This is a genomic window from Streptomyces sp. TLI_185, from assembly GCF_003814765.1.
Classification (GTDB): domain Bacteria; phylum Actinomycetota; class Actinomycetes; order Streptomycetales; family Streptomycetaceae; genus Streptomyces.
In genome coordinates this window covers 10126292-10142661 of record NZ_RKRB01000001.1, presented here as the reverse complement: position 1 = coordinate 10142661, position 16370 = coordinate 10126292, and the positions used below count along the sequence as shown (strand labels likewise).

The 16370-nt window shown below is 68.1% G+C and carries 13 protein-coding genes and 1 pseudogene; 12 read left to right on the top strand and 2 right to left on the bottom strand.

Annotation, left to right across the window (positions count from 1 at the left end):
- Nucleotides 1-124: 124 nt before the first annotated feature.
- The 7 genes and pseudogenes from EDD92_RS46630 to EDD92_RS46600 all read left to right on the top strand — a co-directional run bounded on the left by EDD92_RS46630 (nucleotide 125) and on the right by EDD92_RS46600 (nucleotide 8960).
- On the top strand, nucleotides 125-1042 hold the full coding sequence (locus tag EDD92_RS46630; protein ID WP_123969934.1) for a carbohydrate ABC transporter permease: 918 nt from the start codon (nucleotides 125-127) through the stop codon (nucleotides 1040-1042).
- Between the two features lie 2 nt (nucleotides 1043-1044).
- Nucleotides 1045-1992, top strand: a complete 948-nt coding sequence (locus EDD92_RS46625; protein WP_123969933.1) for a carbohydrate ABC transporter permease — start codon at nucleotides 1045-1047, stop codon at nucleotides 1990-1992.
- 56 nt (nucleotides 1993-2048) lie between these two features.
- Nucleotides 2049-3392: a sugar ABC transporter substrate-binding protein gene (locus EDD92_RS46620; protein WP_123969932.1), complete on the top strand. Its 1344-nt coding sequence runs from the start codon at nucleotides 2049-2051 to the stop codon at nucleotides 3390-3392.
- Nucleotides 3393-4068: 676 nt separating this feature from the next.
- Complete coding sequence (locus EDD92_RS46615; protein WP_123969931.1) at nucleotides 4069-5556, top strand: ricin-type beta-trefoil lectin domain protein; 1488 nt, start codon at nucleotides 4069-4071, stop codon at nucleotides 5554-5556.
- A gap of 162 nt (nucleotides 5557-5718) precedes the next feature.
- Entirely contained in the window at nucleotides 5719-7140 is a 1422-nt protein-coding gene (locus EDD92_RS46610; protein WP_123969930.1) for a GH1 family beta-glucosidase, read from the top strand.
- 94 nt (nucleotides 7141-7234) lie between these two features.
- Nucleotides 7235-7828: pseudogene (locus tag EDD92_RS46605) on the top strand (LysR family transcriptional regulator substrate-binding protein); the annotation flags it as partial.
- A gap of 73 nt (nucleotides 7829-7901) precedes the next feature.
- Complete coding sequence (locus EDD92_RS46600; protein WP_123969929.1) at nucleotides 7902-8960, top strand: tartrate dehydrogenase; 1059 nt, start codon at nucleotides 7902-7904, stop codon at nucleotides 8958-8960.
- 434 nt (nucleotides 8961-9394) lie between these two features.
- On the opposite strand, the gene EDD92_RS46595 is transcribed toward EDD92_RS46600, so the two are convergent.
- Nucleotides 9395-9550 carry a hypothetical protein gene (locus tag EDD92_RS46595; RefSeq protein WP_185124518.1) on the bottom strand — a complete coding sequence of 52 codons (156 nt, stop codon included), beginning with the start codon at nucleotides 9548-9550 and terminating at the stop codon, nucleotides 9395-9397.
- A gap of 32 nt (nucleotides 9551-9582) precedes the next feature.
- The gene (locus EDD92_RS46590) at nucleotides 9583-11205 is read right to left on the bottom strand and encodes a PucR family transcriptional regulator ligand-binding domain-containing protein (protein ID WP_123969927.1); all 1623 of its coding nucleotides are present in this window, start codon (nucleotides 11203-11205) and stop codon (nucleotides 9583-9585) included.
- Nucleotides 11206-11484: 279 nt separating this feature from the next.
- On the opposite strand from EDD92_RS46590, the gene solA reads away from it, so the two are divergent.
- From solA to EDD92_RS46565, 5 genes are all read left to right on the top strand, one after another.
- The gene (solA, locus tag EDD92_RS46585) at nucleotides 11485-12621 is read left to right on the top strand and encodes an N-methyl-L-tryptophan oxidase (RefSeq protein WP_123969926.1); all 1137 of its coding nucleotides are present in this window, start codon (nucleotides 11485-11487) and stop codon (nucleotides 12619-12621) included.
- Between the two features lie 118 nt (nucleotides 12622-12739).
- Complete coding sequence (locus EDD92_RS46580; RefSeq protein ID WP_123969925.1) at nucleotides 12740-13420, top strand: haloacid dehalogenase type II; 681 nt, start codon at nucleotides 12740-12742, stop codon at nucleotides 13418-13420.
- 200 nt (nucleotides 13421-13620) lie between these two features.
- Nucleotides 13621-14640 carry an ABC transporter substrate-binding protein gene (locus EDD92_RS46575; RefSeq protein ID WP_260327217.1) on the top strand — a complete coding sequence of 340 codons (1020 nt, stop codon included), beginning with the start codon at nucleotides 13621-13623 and terminating at the stop codon, nucleotides 14638-14640.
- 7 nt (nucleotides 14641-14647) lie between these two features.
- Entirely contained in the window at nucleotides 14648-15604 is a 957-nt protein-coding gene (locus EDD92_RS46570) for an amino acid ABC transporter permease (RefSeq protein WP_123969924.1), read from the top strand.
- Entirely contained in the window at nucleotides 15601-16368 is a 768-nt protein-coding gene (locus tag EDD92_RS46565) for an amino acid ABC transporter ATP-binding protein (RefSeq protein WP_123969923.1), read from the top strand. The genes EDD92_RS46570 and EDD92_RS46565 overlap by 4 nt, the downstream gene beginning before the upstream one ends.
- Nucleotides 16369-16370 lie beyond the last annotated feature (2 nt).

Sequence of the window (16370 nt, the reverse complement as noted above, 5' to 3'; positions counted from 1 at the left end):
CGTGACCATCCCTCTGCGGGCTGAATGGTCACGTGAACAAGGTTCGGATCAGTGCACTGAGCCGGACTCGATGTTCACGTGACCACGCGGTGTGGTCAGCGTTCGCGCAGCAAGGAGTGAAGCGGTGGTCGCAGCACCACAGGCAAGGGTTCCAGGTGCCAGGGGGCCATCGGCCTCGAGACGGCGGTCATGGGTCGGCTGGCGGTTCGTCGGGCCGTTCGTGGCGGTGTTTGCGCTGGTCTTCCTCGCACCGATCGGCTACTCGATCTACCTGAGCCTGTTCCGTACCCGGCTGATCGGCGGAACGGCCTTCGTCGGCGCCGACAACTACACCGAGGTGCTGGGGGACGCGCAGTTCTGGTCCGCCTTCGGGCGGGTGGCGGTCTTCCTGGCCGTGCAGGTCCCGATCATGTTGCTCCTCGCGCTTCTGCTGGCCCTGGCGATCGACAGCGGCCGCCTGTACGGGGCGGGCTTCTTCCGGATCTCGGTGTTCCTGCCTTACGCGGTGCCGGCCGTCGTCGCAACGCTGATGTGGGGCTTCATGTACGGAACCCGGTTCGGCCTGGTCGGCAACATCAATGAGGCGTTCGGGATCTCGCTTCCCGACCCGCTGTCGCCCGATCTGGTCCTCGCGTCGATCGGCAACATCGTGACCTGGCAGTTCGTGGGCTACAACATGCTGATCCTCTACTCGGCGCTGAGGGTGGTCGATCCGGCGCTGTACGAGGCCGCGGAGATGGACGGGGCCGGGCAGCTGCGGATCATCTGGGCGATCAAGCTCCCGGCGCTGCGCGGGGCTCTGTCGATCGCGACGATCTTCTCGATCATCGGCAGTTTCCAGCTGTTCAACGAGCCGAGCGTCCTCAAGAGCCTGGCGCCGAATGCGATCACGTCCTACTTCACGCCAAACCTCTACGCCTACTCGCTGTCGTTTGCCGGACAGAAGTTCAACTACTCGGCCACGGTCGCCATCGTCATGGGTGTGATCACGATGATCATCGCCTACGCCGTCCAGCTGCGCGGCCTGCGGAAGGAATCCTGATCATGGCGACCACGACTCCCCGCGTCGGGCACAAGCCGCGCACGGCACGGCACGCGGGTGCCCCTTCGGGCCCGCTGGTGGTCCGCCCCGCCCGGCGCGCCTCCCGCCGGAAGAGGCGCAGCGCCACGCTGACCGCCCTGACGGTGATCATGCTGGTGTACACGTTGCTGCCGCTGGCGTGGCTGGCGATCAACGCGACCAAGACGCAGAAGGGGCTGTTCGACTCCTTCGGCCTGTGGCTGGATGGCGACTTCGCCCTGTTCGGCAATATCGCCGACACCTTCAGCTACAACGACGGGATCTTCACCCGCTGGCTGCTCAACACCGTGCTGTATGTGGTGGTCGGGGCGGGCGGCGCTACGTTCCTCGCGACGCTCGCCGGATACGGGCTGGCCAAGTTCGACTTCCCCGGTAAGAAGGCCGTGTTCGCGACTGTCATCGGAGCGGTCGCGGTGCCCGGTACCGCACTGGCGGTTCCCACCTTCCTGATGTTCTCCGAGATGGGGCTGACCAACACCCCGTGGGCGATCATCATCCCGTCGCTGGTCTCGCCGTTCGGCCTCTACCTGATGTGGACCTTCGCCACCGACGCCGTCCCAAAAGAGATCCTGGAGTCGGCGCGCGTCGATGGCGCCGGCGAGTTCCGCACGTTCTTCCGGATCAGCCTGCCGATGCTGGCGCCGGGAATCGTCACCGTTCTTCTCTTCAACGTGGTCGCGACCTGGAACAACTACTTCCTGCCGCTGATCATGCTGAAGGATCCCGACTGGTACCCGCTGACCCTCGGCCTGAACAGCTGGAACGCCCAGGCTTCCACCGTGGGTGGCGAAGCGGTCTTCAATCTCGTGATCACTGGATCACTGCTCACCATCGTCCCGCTGATCGTGGCGTTCCTGCTGCTCCAGCGGTACTGGCAGTCCGGCCTGTCCGCCGGAAGCGTCAAGGGCTGATCTGCGCCCGCCGACTGCAACCCCTCCCAGGTACACCGCACGAAAGGGAACACCCCATGACGAGAACCCGTCGTCACGCCCTGCTGCTGGGCGCCGCGGCCCTGTCGGTGGCACTCACCGCCACTGCCTGCAGCTCCTCCGGCACCGAGGACTCGGGCAGCGCCAAGCCTGCGTCCAACGCCGACATCCAGGCCGCCCTGAACGCCGGGGGCGAGATCACGGTCTGGGCCTGGGACCCGACGCTGAAGAAGGTCGTCAGCGATTTCGAGGCCAAGTACCCCAAGGTCAAGGTCAAGCTGGTCAACGCCGGTACCAACAACGACCAGTACACCGCGCTACAGAACGCGGTCAAGGCCGGTTCGGGTGTCCCCGACGTCGCCATGATCGAGTACTACGCCCTGTCGCAGTTCTCGCTCGCCAAGTCCCTCACCGACCTCAGCGCCCTGGGTGCGGACAAGCTCAAGGGCACCTTCTCCGCCGGCCCCTGGAGCGCCGTCCACGCCGGCACCGAGGGTATCTACGCCCTGCCGATGGACTCCGGCCCGATGGCCTTGTTCTACAACAAGGAGGTCTTCGACAAGTACAAGATCAAGGTGCCGGCCACCTGGGAGGAGTACATCGCCGCGGCCAAGAAGCTGCACAAGGCGGACCCCAAGGCGTATCTCACCGCCGACACCGGCGACGCCGGCTTCACCACCAGCATGATCTGGCAGGCCGGTGGAAGGCCGTACACCGTGAACGGCACCCAGGTCGGTGTGAACTTCGACGACGCCGGGACCAAGAAGTTCACCACCGCCTGGCAGCAGCTCATCAGCGACAAGCTGCTCGCGCCGGTCTCCCCCTGGAGCGATGCGTGGTACAAGGGCCTCGGCGACGGCACGATCGCCTCCCTGGTCACGGGCGCGTGGATGCCCGCGCCCCTCGCATCGGGCGTCAAGGCCGGCGCCGGCAAGTGGCGTGTGGCGCCGATGCCGCAGTGGAAGAGCGGGCAGGAGGCCACTGCCGAGAACGGCGGCAGCTCGCTGGCCGTCATGCAGGCCAGCACCAAGAAGAAGCTCGCCTACGCCTTCCTCAAGTACGCCACCGTCGACGAGGGCGCGCAGACCCGCGTCGACGCCGGGACGTTCCCCTCCACCACCAAGCAGCTGAAGTCCCCGGACTTCCTCAATAAGAAGGACCCATACTTCGGCGGCCAGAAGATCAACGAGGTGCTCGCCGAGTCGGCCGACGACGTCCTCATCGGATGGTCGTACCTGCCCTTCCAGGTCTACGTCAACAGCATCTTCAACGACAACGTCGGCAAGGCCTACGTCAGCGACACCACCCTGCAGGACGGCCTCAAAGCCTGGCAGGACGCCTCCCGCAAGTACGGCCAGGAACAAGGCTTCACCGTCAAGTAACACGCCCCCGGCCGTGTGCCGCCCGCCTGTTGGCGGGAGAGCAGGACCGTCCAACGGCCTTTCGTCGCACCTCCACCCTGAGAGCACGAGGTCGCACGACCGGCCGCCACCGGCCGCCGCTGACGACGACGACCTCAGCGACCCGCCCCCACCATCGCCCCGCCGGCCACCTGACAGGCCGGCGGGGTCCCACCCCGGGCTCACCGAGCCACACGCGGCCTCCCTCCCCCATGCCCTGAGCCGCCCGTACCCGAAGGAGCAACCCGGATGCGCGGACGCTCGCCCAGCATCCTGCCCAGGCCACCGCCCGCGCGGATTCGGGCACCGGTGGTCGCGATCACCGCGGTCGGCCGCGCAGCCGCCAACAGCATCCCGTGCCCGCCGCCCCTAGCAAGGACACTCAGCGGGCGGTGACAACGCCGTAGCGGGCCCCACCCGCAGTGGCCCCTTCTCCACAACAAAGGCCGTGCCCGCCAGCCCAAAGCGAGCACGTCAACTCAGCCGACCCCACGTGCCCCGGCTGCCCGGCGCCCATCACCACCTCGCGCCGTGCCCTCTCCGGAACACACCCGGGCGCCACCACCGCATCACAACCGCCCACCGCGGCAATCGCTTCGTGGCGCCCAAGGCGGCAACGACCGCCTGCACAGAGCCGCATGCAGAAAAGGAACACGACATGCCCAACTCCCAACGCACCCGGCCAGGTCCTCATTCCGCCGTACTGCCTCCCGCCCGTACCCGCTTCCTCCGCCGCGCGCTGGCCTGCCTCGCGGCCGCACTGATCGCCGCGCCGATCACCATGCTGTCCACCGCGTCGCCGGCGGCTGCGGAAACCAACCCGACGGACGCCGGCAAGTTCAAGGGCGTGAATTGGGCCATGCCGGGGGACAACTTCTCCAGCGGTGCCGTCGTCCCCGAAGGACTGGACTCATCCGACAGCTACGCGACCGTCAACGCCAAGGCGAACGCCATCCTCAGCGGGTTCCAGAACACCGGCGCCAACACCGTCCGGCTGCCGATCAACAAATACTCCGTCCCCGGCACGACGTGGGGCGACAAGTACACCGGCGCCATCGACGCCGCAACCGCCAAGGGCTTCAAGGTCATCCTGGCCTACTGGGACGGCGACGGGGTCGGCAGTAACGGCCGGATCGTCGACGCGGCCGCGTTCACGTGGATGTGGAAGGCCGTGACCGACAAGTACGGGTCCAATGGCCTGGTCTACTTCGAGCCCTACAACGAGCCCCACGGGTACAGCGCCACCGACTGGGCCAACGTCGCCGCCAACTGGATCGCCAGCAACCCAACGATCCCCAAGAACCGGATCATCGTGGGCGGCCCCGGCGACAACGACTACGTCACGACCGTGTGCGCCGACTCCCGCCTCGACGGGACCTACCTCTCGCTCCACCACTACGCCTTCGGTAAGCCGGCGAGGACCTACGACGAGTGGGTCAGCGACTTCAAGAGCAAGGTCGGCACCTGCGGCACGCGCACCATCCTGGACGAGTTCGGCGCGCCGATGGACACAGGTCTCAACTACAACGACGCGACGAGCACCGACAACTTCGTGCGGTACCTGCGTGCCGACACCGACACCGCCCGTTCCCTCGGCATGGGTGCGGTCTACTGGCCGGCCCTCGGTGGTAAGCACACAGAGCGGCCCGACTACGACTGGTACTCCCTGTTCGACCTCAAGGGCAGCGGCACCAACCTGACGCTGGGCACCCGCAACATCACCGGCATCGACCGCCTGAAGTACGCCTGGGGCAGCGACCCCGGCTCGCACACGAGCATGCTGCGCAACGTCGGCAGCAACGGCTGTCTCGACGCCGATCTCAACCACAAGGACGCCCAGGTCCAGGTCTACCCCGTGTGCTGGGGCGGAGACAACCAGCAGTGGACCGTGACGCCCTCCGGGCAGATCACCGTCTACGGCACAAACTCGAAGTGCCTGGACGCCTACGTATCAGGCACCAAAAACGGCACCGTGGTCGGCACCTATGGCTGCAACGGCGGAGACAACCAGAAGTGGATGTTCTACTCCGACGGCACGATCCGCGGAGTGCAGTCCGGTCTCTGCCTGGACAGGGACCTGGACACCTCCAAGGTCCAGCTCTGGTCCTGCTGGGGCGGCAACAACCAGAAGTGGCAGACCAGCTGAGAGGCCCCCCCGCCTGACACACCCACAGGCCGGTCGCGGACGTCAAGAGCCGCGACCGGCCTCATCCCCGGGGCGCTCCCCTCCGGGCCCGAGCAGCGGACCGGTCCACGCACGGTCCCATCGGCACTCCGAACGTCTCCCCACCACGAAGCGAGGAAATCTGTGCCCCTTGACGACCTGACCGCATTCCACTCCGGCTTTGCCTGGGGAGCGGCCACCTCCGCCTACCAGATCGAAGGCGCGGTCGCCGAGGACGGCCGAGCACCATCCATCTGGGACACCTTCTGCAAGCAGCCCGGCACCATCGCCGGCGGGGACACCGGCGACATCGCCTGCGACCACTACCGCCGGTGGCCCGACGACGTGGCGTTGATGAAGGCCCTCGGCCTCAACGCCTACCGATTCTCCATCGCCTGGCCCCGCGTCATGCCGGACGGGGACAGCCGCGTGAACCCGGCAGGGCTGGCCTTCTACGACCAACTGGTCGACGCACTGCTGGAAGCGGGCCTTGCTCCTCATGCCACCCTCTACCACTGGGACCTGCCGCAGGCCCTCGAGGACCGCGGCGGCTGGCCCGCCCGCGACACCGCCCTGCGATTCGCCGACTACGCCACCGCTGTCGCCGGCAGGCTCGGTGACCGGGTCACCAACTGGGCGACGCTGAACGAGCCTTACTGCTCCGCATGGCTCGGCCACCTCCAGGGGGTCATGGCGCCGGGCCGCACCGACCTGACCGCCGCCGTGCGCGCCTCACACCACCTGCTGCTCGCCCACGGGCTCGGCGTCGAGGCCCTCCGGTCCACCGCAAAACGAGCGCGGGTCGGCATCGTCAACATCCTCACGCAGTCCGAGCCCGCGAGCGACCGGCCCGAGGACATCGCTGCCGCCCGCCGCGACGACGGGCACAACAACCGCTGGTGGCTCGATCCCATCCACGGCCGCGGTTACCCGGCCGACATGGTCGAGGTGTACGGGACCGAACCACCCGCCAAACCCGGTGACCTGGAGACGATCGCCGCGCCGCTGGACTGGCTCGGCGTCAACTACTACAAGCGGTCAGTCACCGTCGACGATCCGCAGGGGCCCGCACCGTTCGCCCGTCCCGTCACAACGCCGGGCACACCCCGTACCGGAATGGACTGGGAGGTCCACCCGGACCGGCTGGAACACCTGCTCGTCCGGATCAGCGAGGACTACGCACCGCGATCGATCTTCGTCACCGAGAACGGCTCCGCCTACCCCGACCGTGCAGCGCCCGACGGCAGCGTCCACGACGTCGAGCGCATCGCCTTCCTGGAGTCCCACCTGGCAGCCTGCGCGCGGGCTGCCCGCCGCGGCGTCCCGCTCGACGGCTACTTCGCCTGGTCCCTGCTGGACAACTTCGAATGGGCCTACGGCTACTCCCAGCGGTTCGGCATCGTCCACGTCGACTACGAGACCCAGACACGCACCATCAAGGACAGCGGCCACCGCTACGCCGAGATCATCCGCGCACACGGGCGCACCACACAACACGCAGCTTCCGTCGCGATTCCCACCCCCGAGAAGAGAACCCTCTATTCGGAGGAGCGGCGCAGTAACTGAAGACCCTCGTCACCAGGGGACTGTCTGACGCTTACATGTCCCGGGCCGACAGGACGCGGCGAAGCGGTGCATGGATGCCGCCGAGGCCGACGCTCTTGTGGAGCCGCTGACGACCTTGGTGAGTGCCTTCAGCCACCGGCATCCCGGCGTCTCTGTGGCCATCAAAGCGGCGTTCACGTCGCGTGATGTGATCGACATGGTGCGCACGGGTGCCGTGGAGCTGGGGCTTTTGGCGTCCGCCGGTCCCGTCCCCCACAAGGAGGTTGTCTCCCATGCGCTGGGGCGGCAGCGTTTTGTGCTGATGGTGCCGGCCGACAGACCCTTCGCTGATCGGACCGGGGTGGAGTGCCAGGAGCTTGCGGGACAGCGGCTGATCGTCGGGCAGCCGGGTACCGGAATGCGTGCCTACGTCGACGCGCTGCGGGAACAGGGCATCGAGTTCACCGTCGCCGCCGAGACCGAGCACCGCGTGTCGCTCATGCCCCTGGTACTGGCCGGGGTGGGGCTCGCGGTGGTCACGGACTCCTGGCGGGACGTCGCCCGGCGGCTGGGCGCCCGCGTCCTGGACATCGATCCGGAGACCACCTTGGACATCGCCCTCGTCAGCCGCCGCGGCATCCTGTCGCCCGCGGCCGCCGCGTTCGTCACGGCCGCCACCTCGGCCGCCATCTCGGCCGCCAACGGCTGATAGGCACCGCTTATAAGAGAGATCCGCTTTGCGTCTTGGACGCCCCGTGCACCGCCTTGCTGCAATCGACGGCATGACGACGAACCACCGCATCGCCCTGATCCCCGGCGACGGCATCGGCGCCGAGGTACTGCCCCCAGCACGGCAGGTGCTCGATGTTCTCGGCCGCCGCCACGGCTTCAGCCTGTCTTACACGTCGTACGACTGGTCGTGCGAGCGGTACCTGCGGGAGGGCGCCATGATGCCCGCCGACGGGATCGACCAGCTGCGCGACAAGGACGCGATCCTGCTGGGTGCGGTGGGGTACCCGGGAGTGCCCGACCACGTCTCGCTGTGGGGGTTGCTGATCCCGATCCGGCGCAGCTTCCGCCAGTACGTCAACCTCCGGCCCATCCGTGTCTTCGAAGGCATCGACAGTCCGGTGCGCGGCGCACGGCCGGGCGAGGTCGATTTCGTCGTCGTGCGCGAGAACATGGAAGGCGAGTACAGCGAGGTCGGCGGCCGGCTCAACAGCGGCTTCCCGGACGAGATCGCCGTGCAGGAGGCCGTGTTCACCCGGGCCGGTGTCACACGCGTGCTGGACTACGCGTTCACGCTCGCCTCCCAGCGCGGCGGCCGCCTGACCTCCGCAACCAAGTCGAACGGCATCGTGCACACCATGCCGTTCTGGGACCAGCTCGTCACCGAGCGGGCCACCTCATTCCCGCAGGTCGCCTGGGACCAGGAGCACATCGACGCCCTCGCGGCCAAGTTCGTCCTCGATCCGGCCCGCTTCGACGTCGTCGTCGCCTCCAACCTCTTCGGCGACATCCTCAGCGACCTCGCGGCCGCGGTCGCCGGATCCATCGGCGTCGCCCCGGCGGCCAACCTCAACCCCGAGCGGGACTTCCCCTCGATGTTCGAGCCCGTGCACGGCTCCGCGCCCGACATCGCGGGCCAGGGCATCGCCAATCCGCTGGGCGCGATTTGGTCCGCGGCCATGATGCTCGACCACCTCGGCCACCCCGCCGCGGCCAAGGACATCACGGACGCGATCGCCGGGGTCCTGGCCAAGACCGATATCCGCACCCGTGACCTGGGCGGAACCGCGACCACCGCCGAGTTCACCGACAAGCTGATCGAGCTCCTCTGAGCCATCTCCCCCTCGGTGGGCGGCAGGGACGACGCCGCCCACCGCTGATCGGGCACTCCCTTGCCCTCTCCCCTCTCTCAAGCCGCGCCCCCACCGCGCCCCTCGTGGCGAGGACCGTTCAGCGTCCCGGTTGCGCTCCGTTCCTCAACGAGGAGAAAGGCCATCCAGGCATCCATGTCCCCAACCCCCGACCAGGCCCAACGCGCCAACCGCCCTGGTGCGAGCAGCTCTGCTTCCGGGTCCTGACCGCCGCCGTCGCCGGCATCCTCACCGGCCGACTGTGACCCTCGGCCGGCACCGCGATGGAACCGGTCGGCATGACCTTCGTCGCAGCCATCGAGATACTCATCGCCCCGATCGTCTTCCTCGCCGTCTTGGGAGACATCGGCAACGTCGACAGCCTCGGCCGCGTGGGCCACGTGGGCCACGTGGGGCTAAAATCCGTGCGCTTCTTCCAGCTCGCGACCCCTCGTCGGCGGCGTGAACTCCTCGTGGACGGAGAAGTCCTCGTGCAGCCGCAGCACACCGATCTGCACGGTCTCATGAAGCTGCCCCGGTGCCGCCCAGTCCTGCTCGAGCGCCCCTGCCATGCGCCTACTCGGTGTGACGGCCGACGTGCCCGTCATGCGCCGGGCACATCTGCTTCTCGCCCGTCCAGCACCAGCACCGCGACGTGCAGGGACGTGCGCTGCAGACCTGATTCCAGGTCGCAGCCGAGGAGCCGTTCAATGGTGTGGAGGCGCTGGTAGTACGCCTGCCGGGACATGCCGGCGCGTTTCGCCGCGACCGACTTGTTCCCGGCCGCCGCCAGATAGGCGCGCAGTGCCGGGAGCAGATCGCCGCCGTTGCGGTCGTCGTGCTCGATGAGGCGGGTCAGTTGCCGTTCCGCGTACCGCTGAAGACGGGTGTCCTTCCGCAGGACGCCCAGCAGCTCCGGCAGCCGGACGTCGGTGGGGACGTAGAACCACCGCTCCGAGGAGGCCGGTGTGATGGCCTCGGCCGTCTGCTCCGCCTCCTGCCACGACCGGGCGATCCCGGCAAGGTCGGTCACCCCCGGGCCGACGGCGACGACGGCCTGCGGTCCGAGCTCCTCCCGGGCCAGACGGCCGATCCGCTCGGCGACCGGCTGCCAGGCGCTCGCCTGTGCCAGCGCCATCAGTACGCCGATGCGGCCCGGAGCCGTCTCGCCGACCAGGGCCCGGACGCCGGTCTGGGTCAGCGCCTCCGCGATCCGTTCGTCGACGTGCTCGCCCTCGGTGCCGGTGTGCGGGTGGCGGATGACCACGGCGAAGAGCCGGTGCCCGAAGGCCGGGAGCCCCAGTGCCTCGGCGCGGGCGCGCGCGTCCGCCGGGGAGCGGAAACGCCGTTCGTACAGGTCCCGCAGTACGGAGCGGTGGGCCCGGCGCTCCCACCAGGCCTGCCCGGCCAGGCGCGCCATGGTCAGCGCGACCGCCGCACGCTCCAGCACCAGGACGTGTTCCGGGTCGGGTTCGGCCTTGAGCCGACCCTCCAGCAGGACCAGCCGCCCCCACGGCCCATGGTGGTCCTGCACCGGCGCGATCAGCCACCCCTCCGGGCCGCTCGGCGTGATCCTCTCCGGTGTCGGGGCGGTCCGCGAACGCCGCGACCAGGCCGACACCACCGGCTCGTACGGCCGGCCGAGCAGCTCGCACATCAGGACCCGGTGGGTGAGATCCTCCAGCACCACGGGGGCTCCGGTGAGCTCCGCGGTGGTGCGCACCAATTCCTCGGGGTCCGCTCCCCGCAGCGTCAGGGCGGTGAAGATGTCCTGGATGTCCCTCCCACGGCGCAGCAGGGCCCCCTGGGCGTCGAGGATGAGCGCGTGCACCGTCTGCGTGACGTCGATGAACCGGACGCCACGGGCCAGCTCGACCAGCGGCACGTCACGGGCACGGCACGCCGCCACCAGCTCGTGGGGCACCTTCTGGTACCGGTAACCGAGCTCCACGATCAGGCCGGCCGCGCCGACGTCCGCGAGCTGGTCGACGTAGCCGCGCAGCTCGGAGGCGTGCTCGGGATGCGGCATGCCGGTCGTCAGTACCAGCTCGCCGCCCTCCAGGAAGTCCGCGGGGTTGAGCAGCTCGGTGACATGCACCCAGCGCACCGGGCTGTCCAGTCGTGACTCGCCGGCCAGCACTCGCGGCATCCCTTCGGCGAGCACGGGCAAGCGCAGTACCTCGCTGAGCGTGGGGAAGTGCCCGGGTGTGTGACGTCTGGGCGGCATCGGGGTTGCTTTCGTCCGAGGGAATGGGGCTCACCTTCGCATCGGCCACTCATCGTGACAAGAGTGGGACCGGCATTTGAGCAGCCCGGCCGTCCGCAGTGACAAACCGTCTCGAGAAGGCCACAAGGCGGAACAGAGTGTGGGTTGACCTGCGGGTTCCTACGGGCGGACAGTAAACGCCATCCCCAGCGGGATTCGAACCGGAAGGGTCCGCACGGTGTCCTCTCCGTGCTGGAGCCCGACTGCCACCCAGACCACCCCATCGAGAGGAGCGACCTCATGCGCATCCCGAAGCGCGTCGCCGTGATCGGTGCCGGCAGCATGGGCAGCCAGGCCATGTGGCGACTGGCCGCCCGCGGAGCCGAGGTCATCGGCTACGACCGGTACGCACCGGGTCACGACCGGGGCGCGGCCGGGGGCGAGAGCCGCATCTACCGAGCCGCCCACCTCGGCGAGCCCGCGTACATTCCTCTGCTGCGGCTCGCGGACCGGATGTGGGAGCAGCTCCAGGCGGAGACGGGCCGGTCGCTGCGACGCCGCAGCGGCAGCCTGGTGATGGGAGACGCCTCCTCACCATCCATGAGCCTCCTCCTCTCCACCAGCACCGCCCAGGGGCTGGATCACGAGGTACTGGACCGGGAAGAACTCGCCCGCCGCTACCCGCAACACCGGCTGCCGGACGGACACACCGCCGTCCTCGACCGGTTGGGCGCCGTCATCAGGCCGGAGGCGTCCATCCAGGCCGCTGCCGCCCGTGCCGAGCACCTGGGCGCCCGGCTGCACCGCTACACCACGGTGCGCGAGGTCGTCCCCGCAGCGGGCGGCGGGGTGCAGGTCGTCACCGACCAGGGCACGGACCACGTGGACGCCGCCGTGGTGACCGTGGGCCCCTGGATCAACACCCTGCTCCCGGACCTCCCCGGGACCATCGACGTCCGCCGCGTGGTCTGCTCCTGGCACCTGCCCACCCGCCACGACTGGTTCACGGGCGGTGCCCCTCCCTTTGTGCGCGCCACACCCCACGAATGCTTCGGAATCCCGTCGCCCGACGGCATCTCCGTCAAACTCGGTCTCTCCTTCAAATACCATGCGCCGGTGCCCGAGCCCGAACGGCTCGACCGTACGGTCCGCCCCGAAGAACTCGGCATCTTCCGCGAGCTCATCGGTGAACTCATGCCCGACCTGAACCCCGACCCCATCAGGATGTCGGCCTACATGGAGGGCTACACGAAGTCCGGAAACCCGCTCGTCGGTCATCTCCCCGGCGAGGACGACATCATCGTCATGGCCGGGTTCTCCGGCAGCGGCTTCAAGTTCTCGCCCGCGATGGGAGAAATCGCCGCCGACCTGGCGCTCGACGGCACCACTGATCACCCCATCGACTTCCTCGCTCCGGCAGGAGTCGGCGCCGCCTGATCCCCGGCGACGGTCGACGTCATCACCTCCCACTCCCGACGTCTCTGTCATGCGCATGTTCAAAAAGGGTCCGATTGGCCCTGACCAGTTCCCCGACGCAAGAAAGTGGAGCACTACCATGCCCATTCCCTCGTTCCAGTTCCGCCCCAAGTACGTCTCGTTCGACTGCTACGGCACGCTGATCGAGTGGCCGATGACCCCCATCACGCGTGAGCTCGTCGGCGACCAGATCCCGGCCGAGCACTGGGACCAGTTCGTCAAGGAGTTCCGCGGCTACCGCTACGACTCGGTCCTCGACAAGTACTACCCCTACGAGCAGGTGCTGCAGGCCGCCTTCGAGCGGGTCTGCCGCAAGTGGGGCATCAACGCGGCCCCGGACGCGGGCAAGCGGTTCGCCGACGGCGTGCGCAGCTGGGGCCCCCACGCCGATGTGCCGGAGCCGCTGAAGAAGATGGGCGAGCACTACAAGCTGGTGATCCTCTCCAACGCCGACGACTCCTTCCTTCAGGAGAGCGTGCCCAGGCTCGGGGCGGACTTCCACGCCGTCTTCACCGCGGAGCAGGCCGGCTTCTACAAGCCCCGGTACGGCGCGTTCGAGTACATGCTCGACCAGCTCGACGCGTCTCCCGAGGACTTCGTGCACGTCGCCTCGCACACCCGCTACGACCACATGCCGATGCACGACATGGGCTTCCGCAACCTGGTCCTGCTGGACCGCGGCTACGACCCGGTCACCCACGGCTACGACTACGTGACCGTCAAGTCCCTGAACGAACTCAACCAGATGCTGGGCATCTGACGCGCGACGCACACCCGCTCACGCAGCACCTTCTTCCCGAACAGGCGCCCGGTCTCGCGTGGCCGCCCATGAGCCCTGCGCGTTTCCGGGCGTCGACCGACGACGTCCCTCCCGTCCGATCCGCACGTCGTCCCCGCATCACGGATTCCCCATATCCCCTGTATCCCCCGTATCCCCCGCGTTCCCCAGGAGGCACCGCCATGGAAAGCAACCGGACAGGCCGCAGAACCGTACTCCGCACCGCAGGCGCTGTGGCCGCCGCCATGCAGGTCAACAGGCACTTGAGCATCCCGATCGTCACGACCGCCCTGGCCCTCGCGCTCGCCGCGTGCGGGGCGAGCGGCACCGCGCAGAACACAGGGTCGAAGAGCACGACCCAGGGCGGGGGTTCCGGTGCGTCGGCCGAGCACACCGACGACATCTCGGTCGGTGTGCAGCCGGATCCGAAGGCGGTGAAGCTGCTGCCCGCGGCGGTGAAGGCCAAGGGCACGCTCTCGGTGGCCATGGACCTGACCAGCCCGCCCACCACGTTCATGGCGTCGGACAACAAGACCCCGATCGGGTTCAACCCGGACATGGCCCGGCTGATCGCGGCCAAGCTCGGCCTGAAGCTGCAGGTCAACAACATCAAGTTCGACACCATCATCACGGGCCTGCAGGCCGGCCGGTACGACTTCACGGCATCCACCATGGGTGCCACCAAGGACCGGCTGAACGTGCTCGACATGGTCGACTACTTCAAGGCCGGGACCGGAGTGTCCGTCCCCTACGGAAATCCGCAGAAGCTGGGCACGCACACGCTGTGCGGGCACCGTGTCGGTGTCCAGTCCGGCAGCACCGCGGAGCTGCAGTGGCTGCCCCAGCTGTCCAAGCAGGACTGTACGGGCAAGGGCAAGCCGGCCATCAAGGCGGTGACCCTGCCCAGCGTGAACGACGCTTTGACCCAGCTGGTCTCCAAGCGGATCGACGCGGTGATGTACGACTTCACCGGGCTGCAGTGGGCGGCCACGCAGCAGCCCAAGACGTTCGACGTCCTGAAGCCCCTGGTGGCCACCAAGACCGTGACCGTCGCGCTGAAGAAGGACTCTGCACTGACCCCCGCGGTGAAGGCCGCCATCCAGTCGATCATCGACAGCCCCAAGTACGCCCAGGCACTGGGCCGCTGGGGTTTCAACGACCTCGGGATCAAGACCGCGGCCATGGCCGTCCCGCAGGACTGACACGCCGATGGACGTGATCGAGACGACGACGACCAGGAGCCGACCGGTGCCACCACTACTGGCCGAAGAAAAGAAGCGGATCACGCCGAAACGTCCGCGCGACTACGTCGCCTGGGCCGTCGCGATCGCGATCGTCGCCGGTCTGGTGTGGACCGCGGTGACGAACGAGAACTATCGCTGGCCGGTGGTGTTCAGCTACTTCACCACCCAGACCATCCTCAACGGCCTGCTGATCACGCTCCTTCTCACCGTGGTCAGCATGGCCCTGGGCACCCTGCTGGGGCTGCTGCTGGCGGTGATGCGCATGTCGCGCCAGCGGCCCGTCTCCGGGCTCGCCCAGCTCTACATCACCTTCTTCCGCGGCACCCCGGTGCTCGTGCAACTGATCTTCTGGTTCAACATCGCCGCCCTGTACCCGAACATCTCCATCGGCATCCCGCTCACCCACATCTCCATGCCGGTGAACGTGAACGCGATCATGACACCGATGACCGCGGCCGTCGTGGGCCTGACCCTGAACCAGGCCGCCTACATGTCGGAGATCATCCGCGGCGGGTTCGCCTCGGTCAGCCGCGGACAGCACGAAGCGGCGGAGTCGCTGGGCATGTCCGGGTTCACCAAGCTCCGCCACGTGATCATCCCGCAGACCATGCCGGCGATCATCCCGGCCACCGGCAACCAGGTCATCGGCATGCTCAAGGAGACCTCGCTGGTGAGCGTCCTCGGCGTCGCCGACCTGCTGCAAAGCGCACAGGCCATCTACGCCCGCACCTACCAGACGATCCCGCTGCTGATCGTGGCCAGCCTCTGGTACCTGATCATGACGCTGGTGCTCAGCGTGCCGCAGTCCATGATCGAGCGCCGTTTCTCCCGCTCCACCCGGGCACGGCTGACCCCGGCCGCCACCCCCCTCGAGCCCGGAGCCGGCCAGCCCGTTCCCACCACGAGGGAGTCCCTGCTGTGAACGCCGACGGAACGATCGTCGCACGCAAGCTGTGCAAGAGCTTCGGACGCCACCAGGTCCTCCACGACATCGACCTGACCGTCGCGGCCGGGGAGATCTCCTGCATCATCGGGCCCAGCGGATCCGGCAAATCGACACTGCTGCGCTGCATCAACGGCCTGGAGACCGTCGACCGCGGAGTCCTGCGGGTCAACGGGGAGGACTTCGGCTACGTCGAGAAGGACGACGCCTACCACGCCCTCCGCCCCAAACGGCTGGCCGAGCAACGCGCCCGCATCGGCATGGTCTTCCAGCAGTTCAACCTGTTCCCCAACATGACCGCCGAAAGCAACGTCATGTCCGGCCCGGTCCTCGTGCAGAAGAAGGACCGCGCCACCTGCCGCAAGCGGGCACAGGAGCTGCTGGCCAAGGTCGGCCTGGAGGGGTGCGGCCACAAATACCCCGCCCAACTCTCCGGAGGCCAGCAGCAACGCGTGGCCATCGCCCGCGCGCTCGCCATGGAACCCACCATCATGCTCTTCGACGAACCCACCAGCGCACTGGACCCCGAACGCGTGGGCGAAGTACTCGCCGTCATGCGCGACCTCGCCGGCAACGGCATGACCATGCTGCTCGTCACCCACGAGATGGGCTTCGCCCGCGAGGTCGCCGACGAAGTCCTCTTCATGGACGAAGGCATCGCAGTCGAACGCGGCGACGCACGCGAAGTCCTGGCCAACCCACGCGAGAAACGAACCCAGGCCTTCCTCGAAAAAGTGCTGTAGAA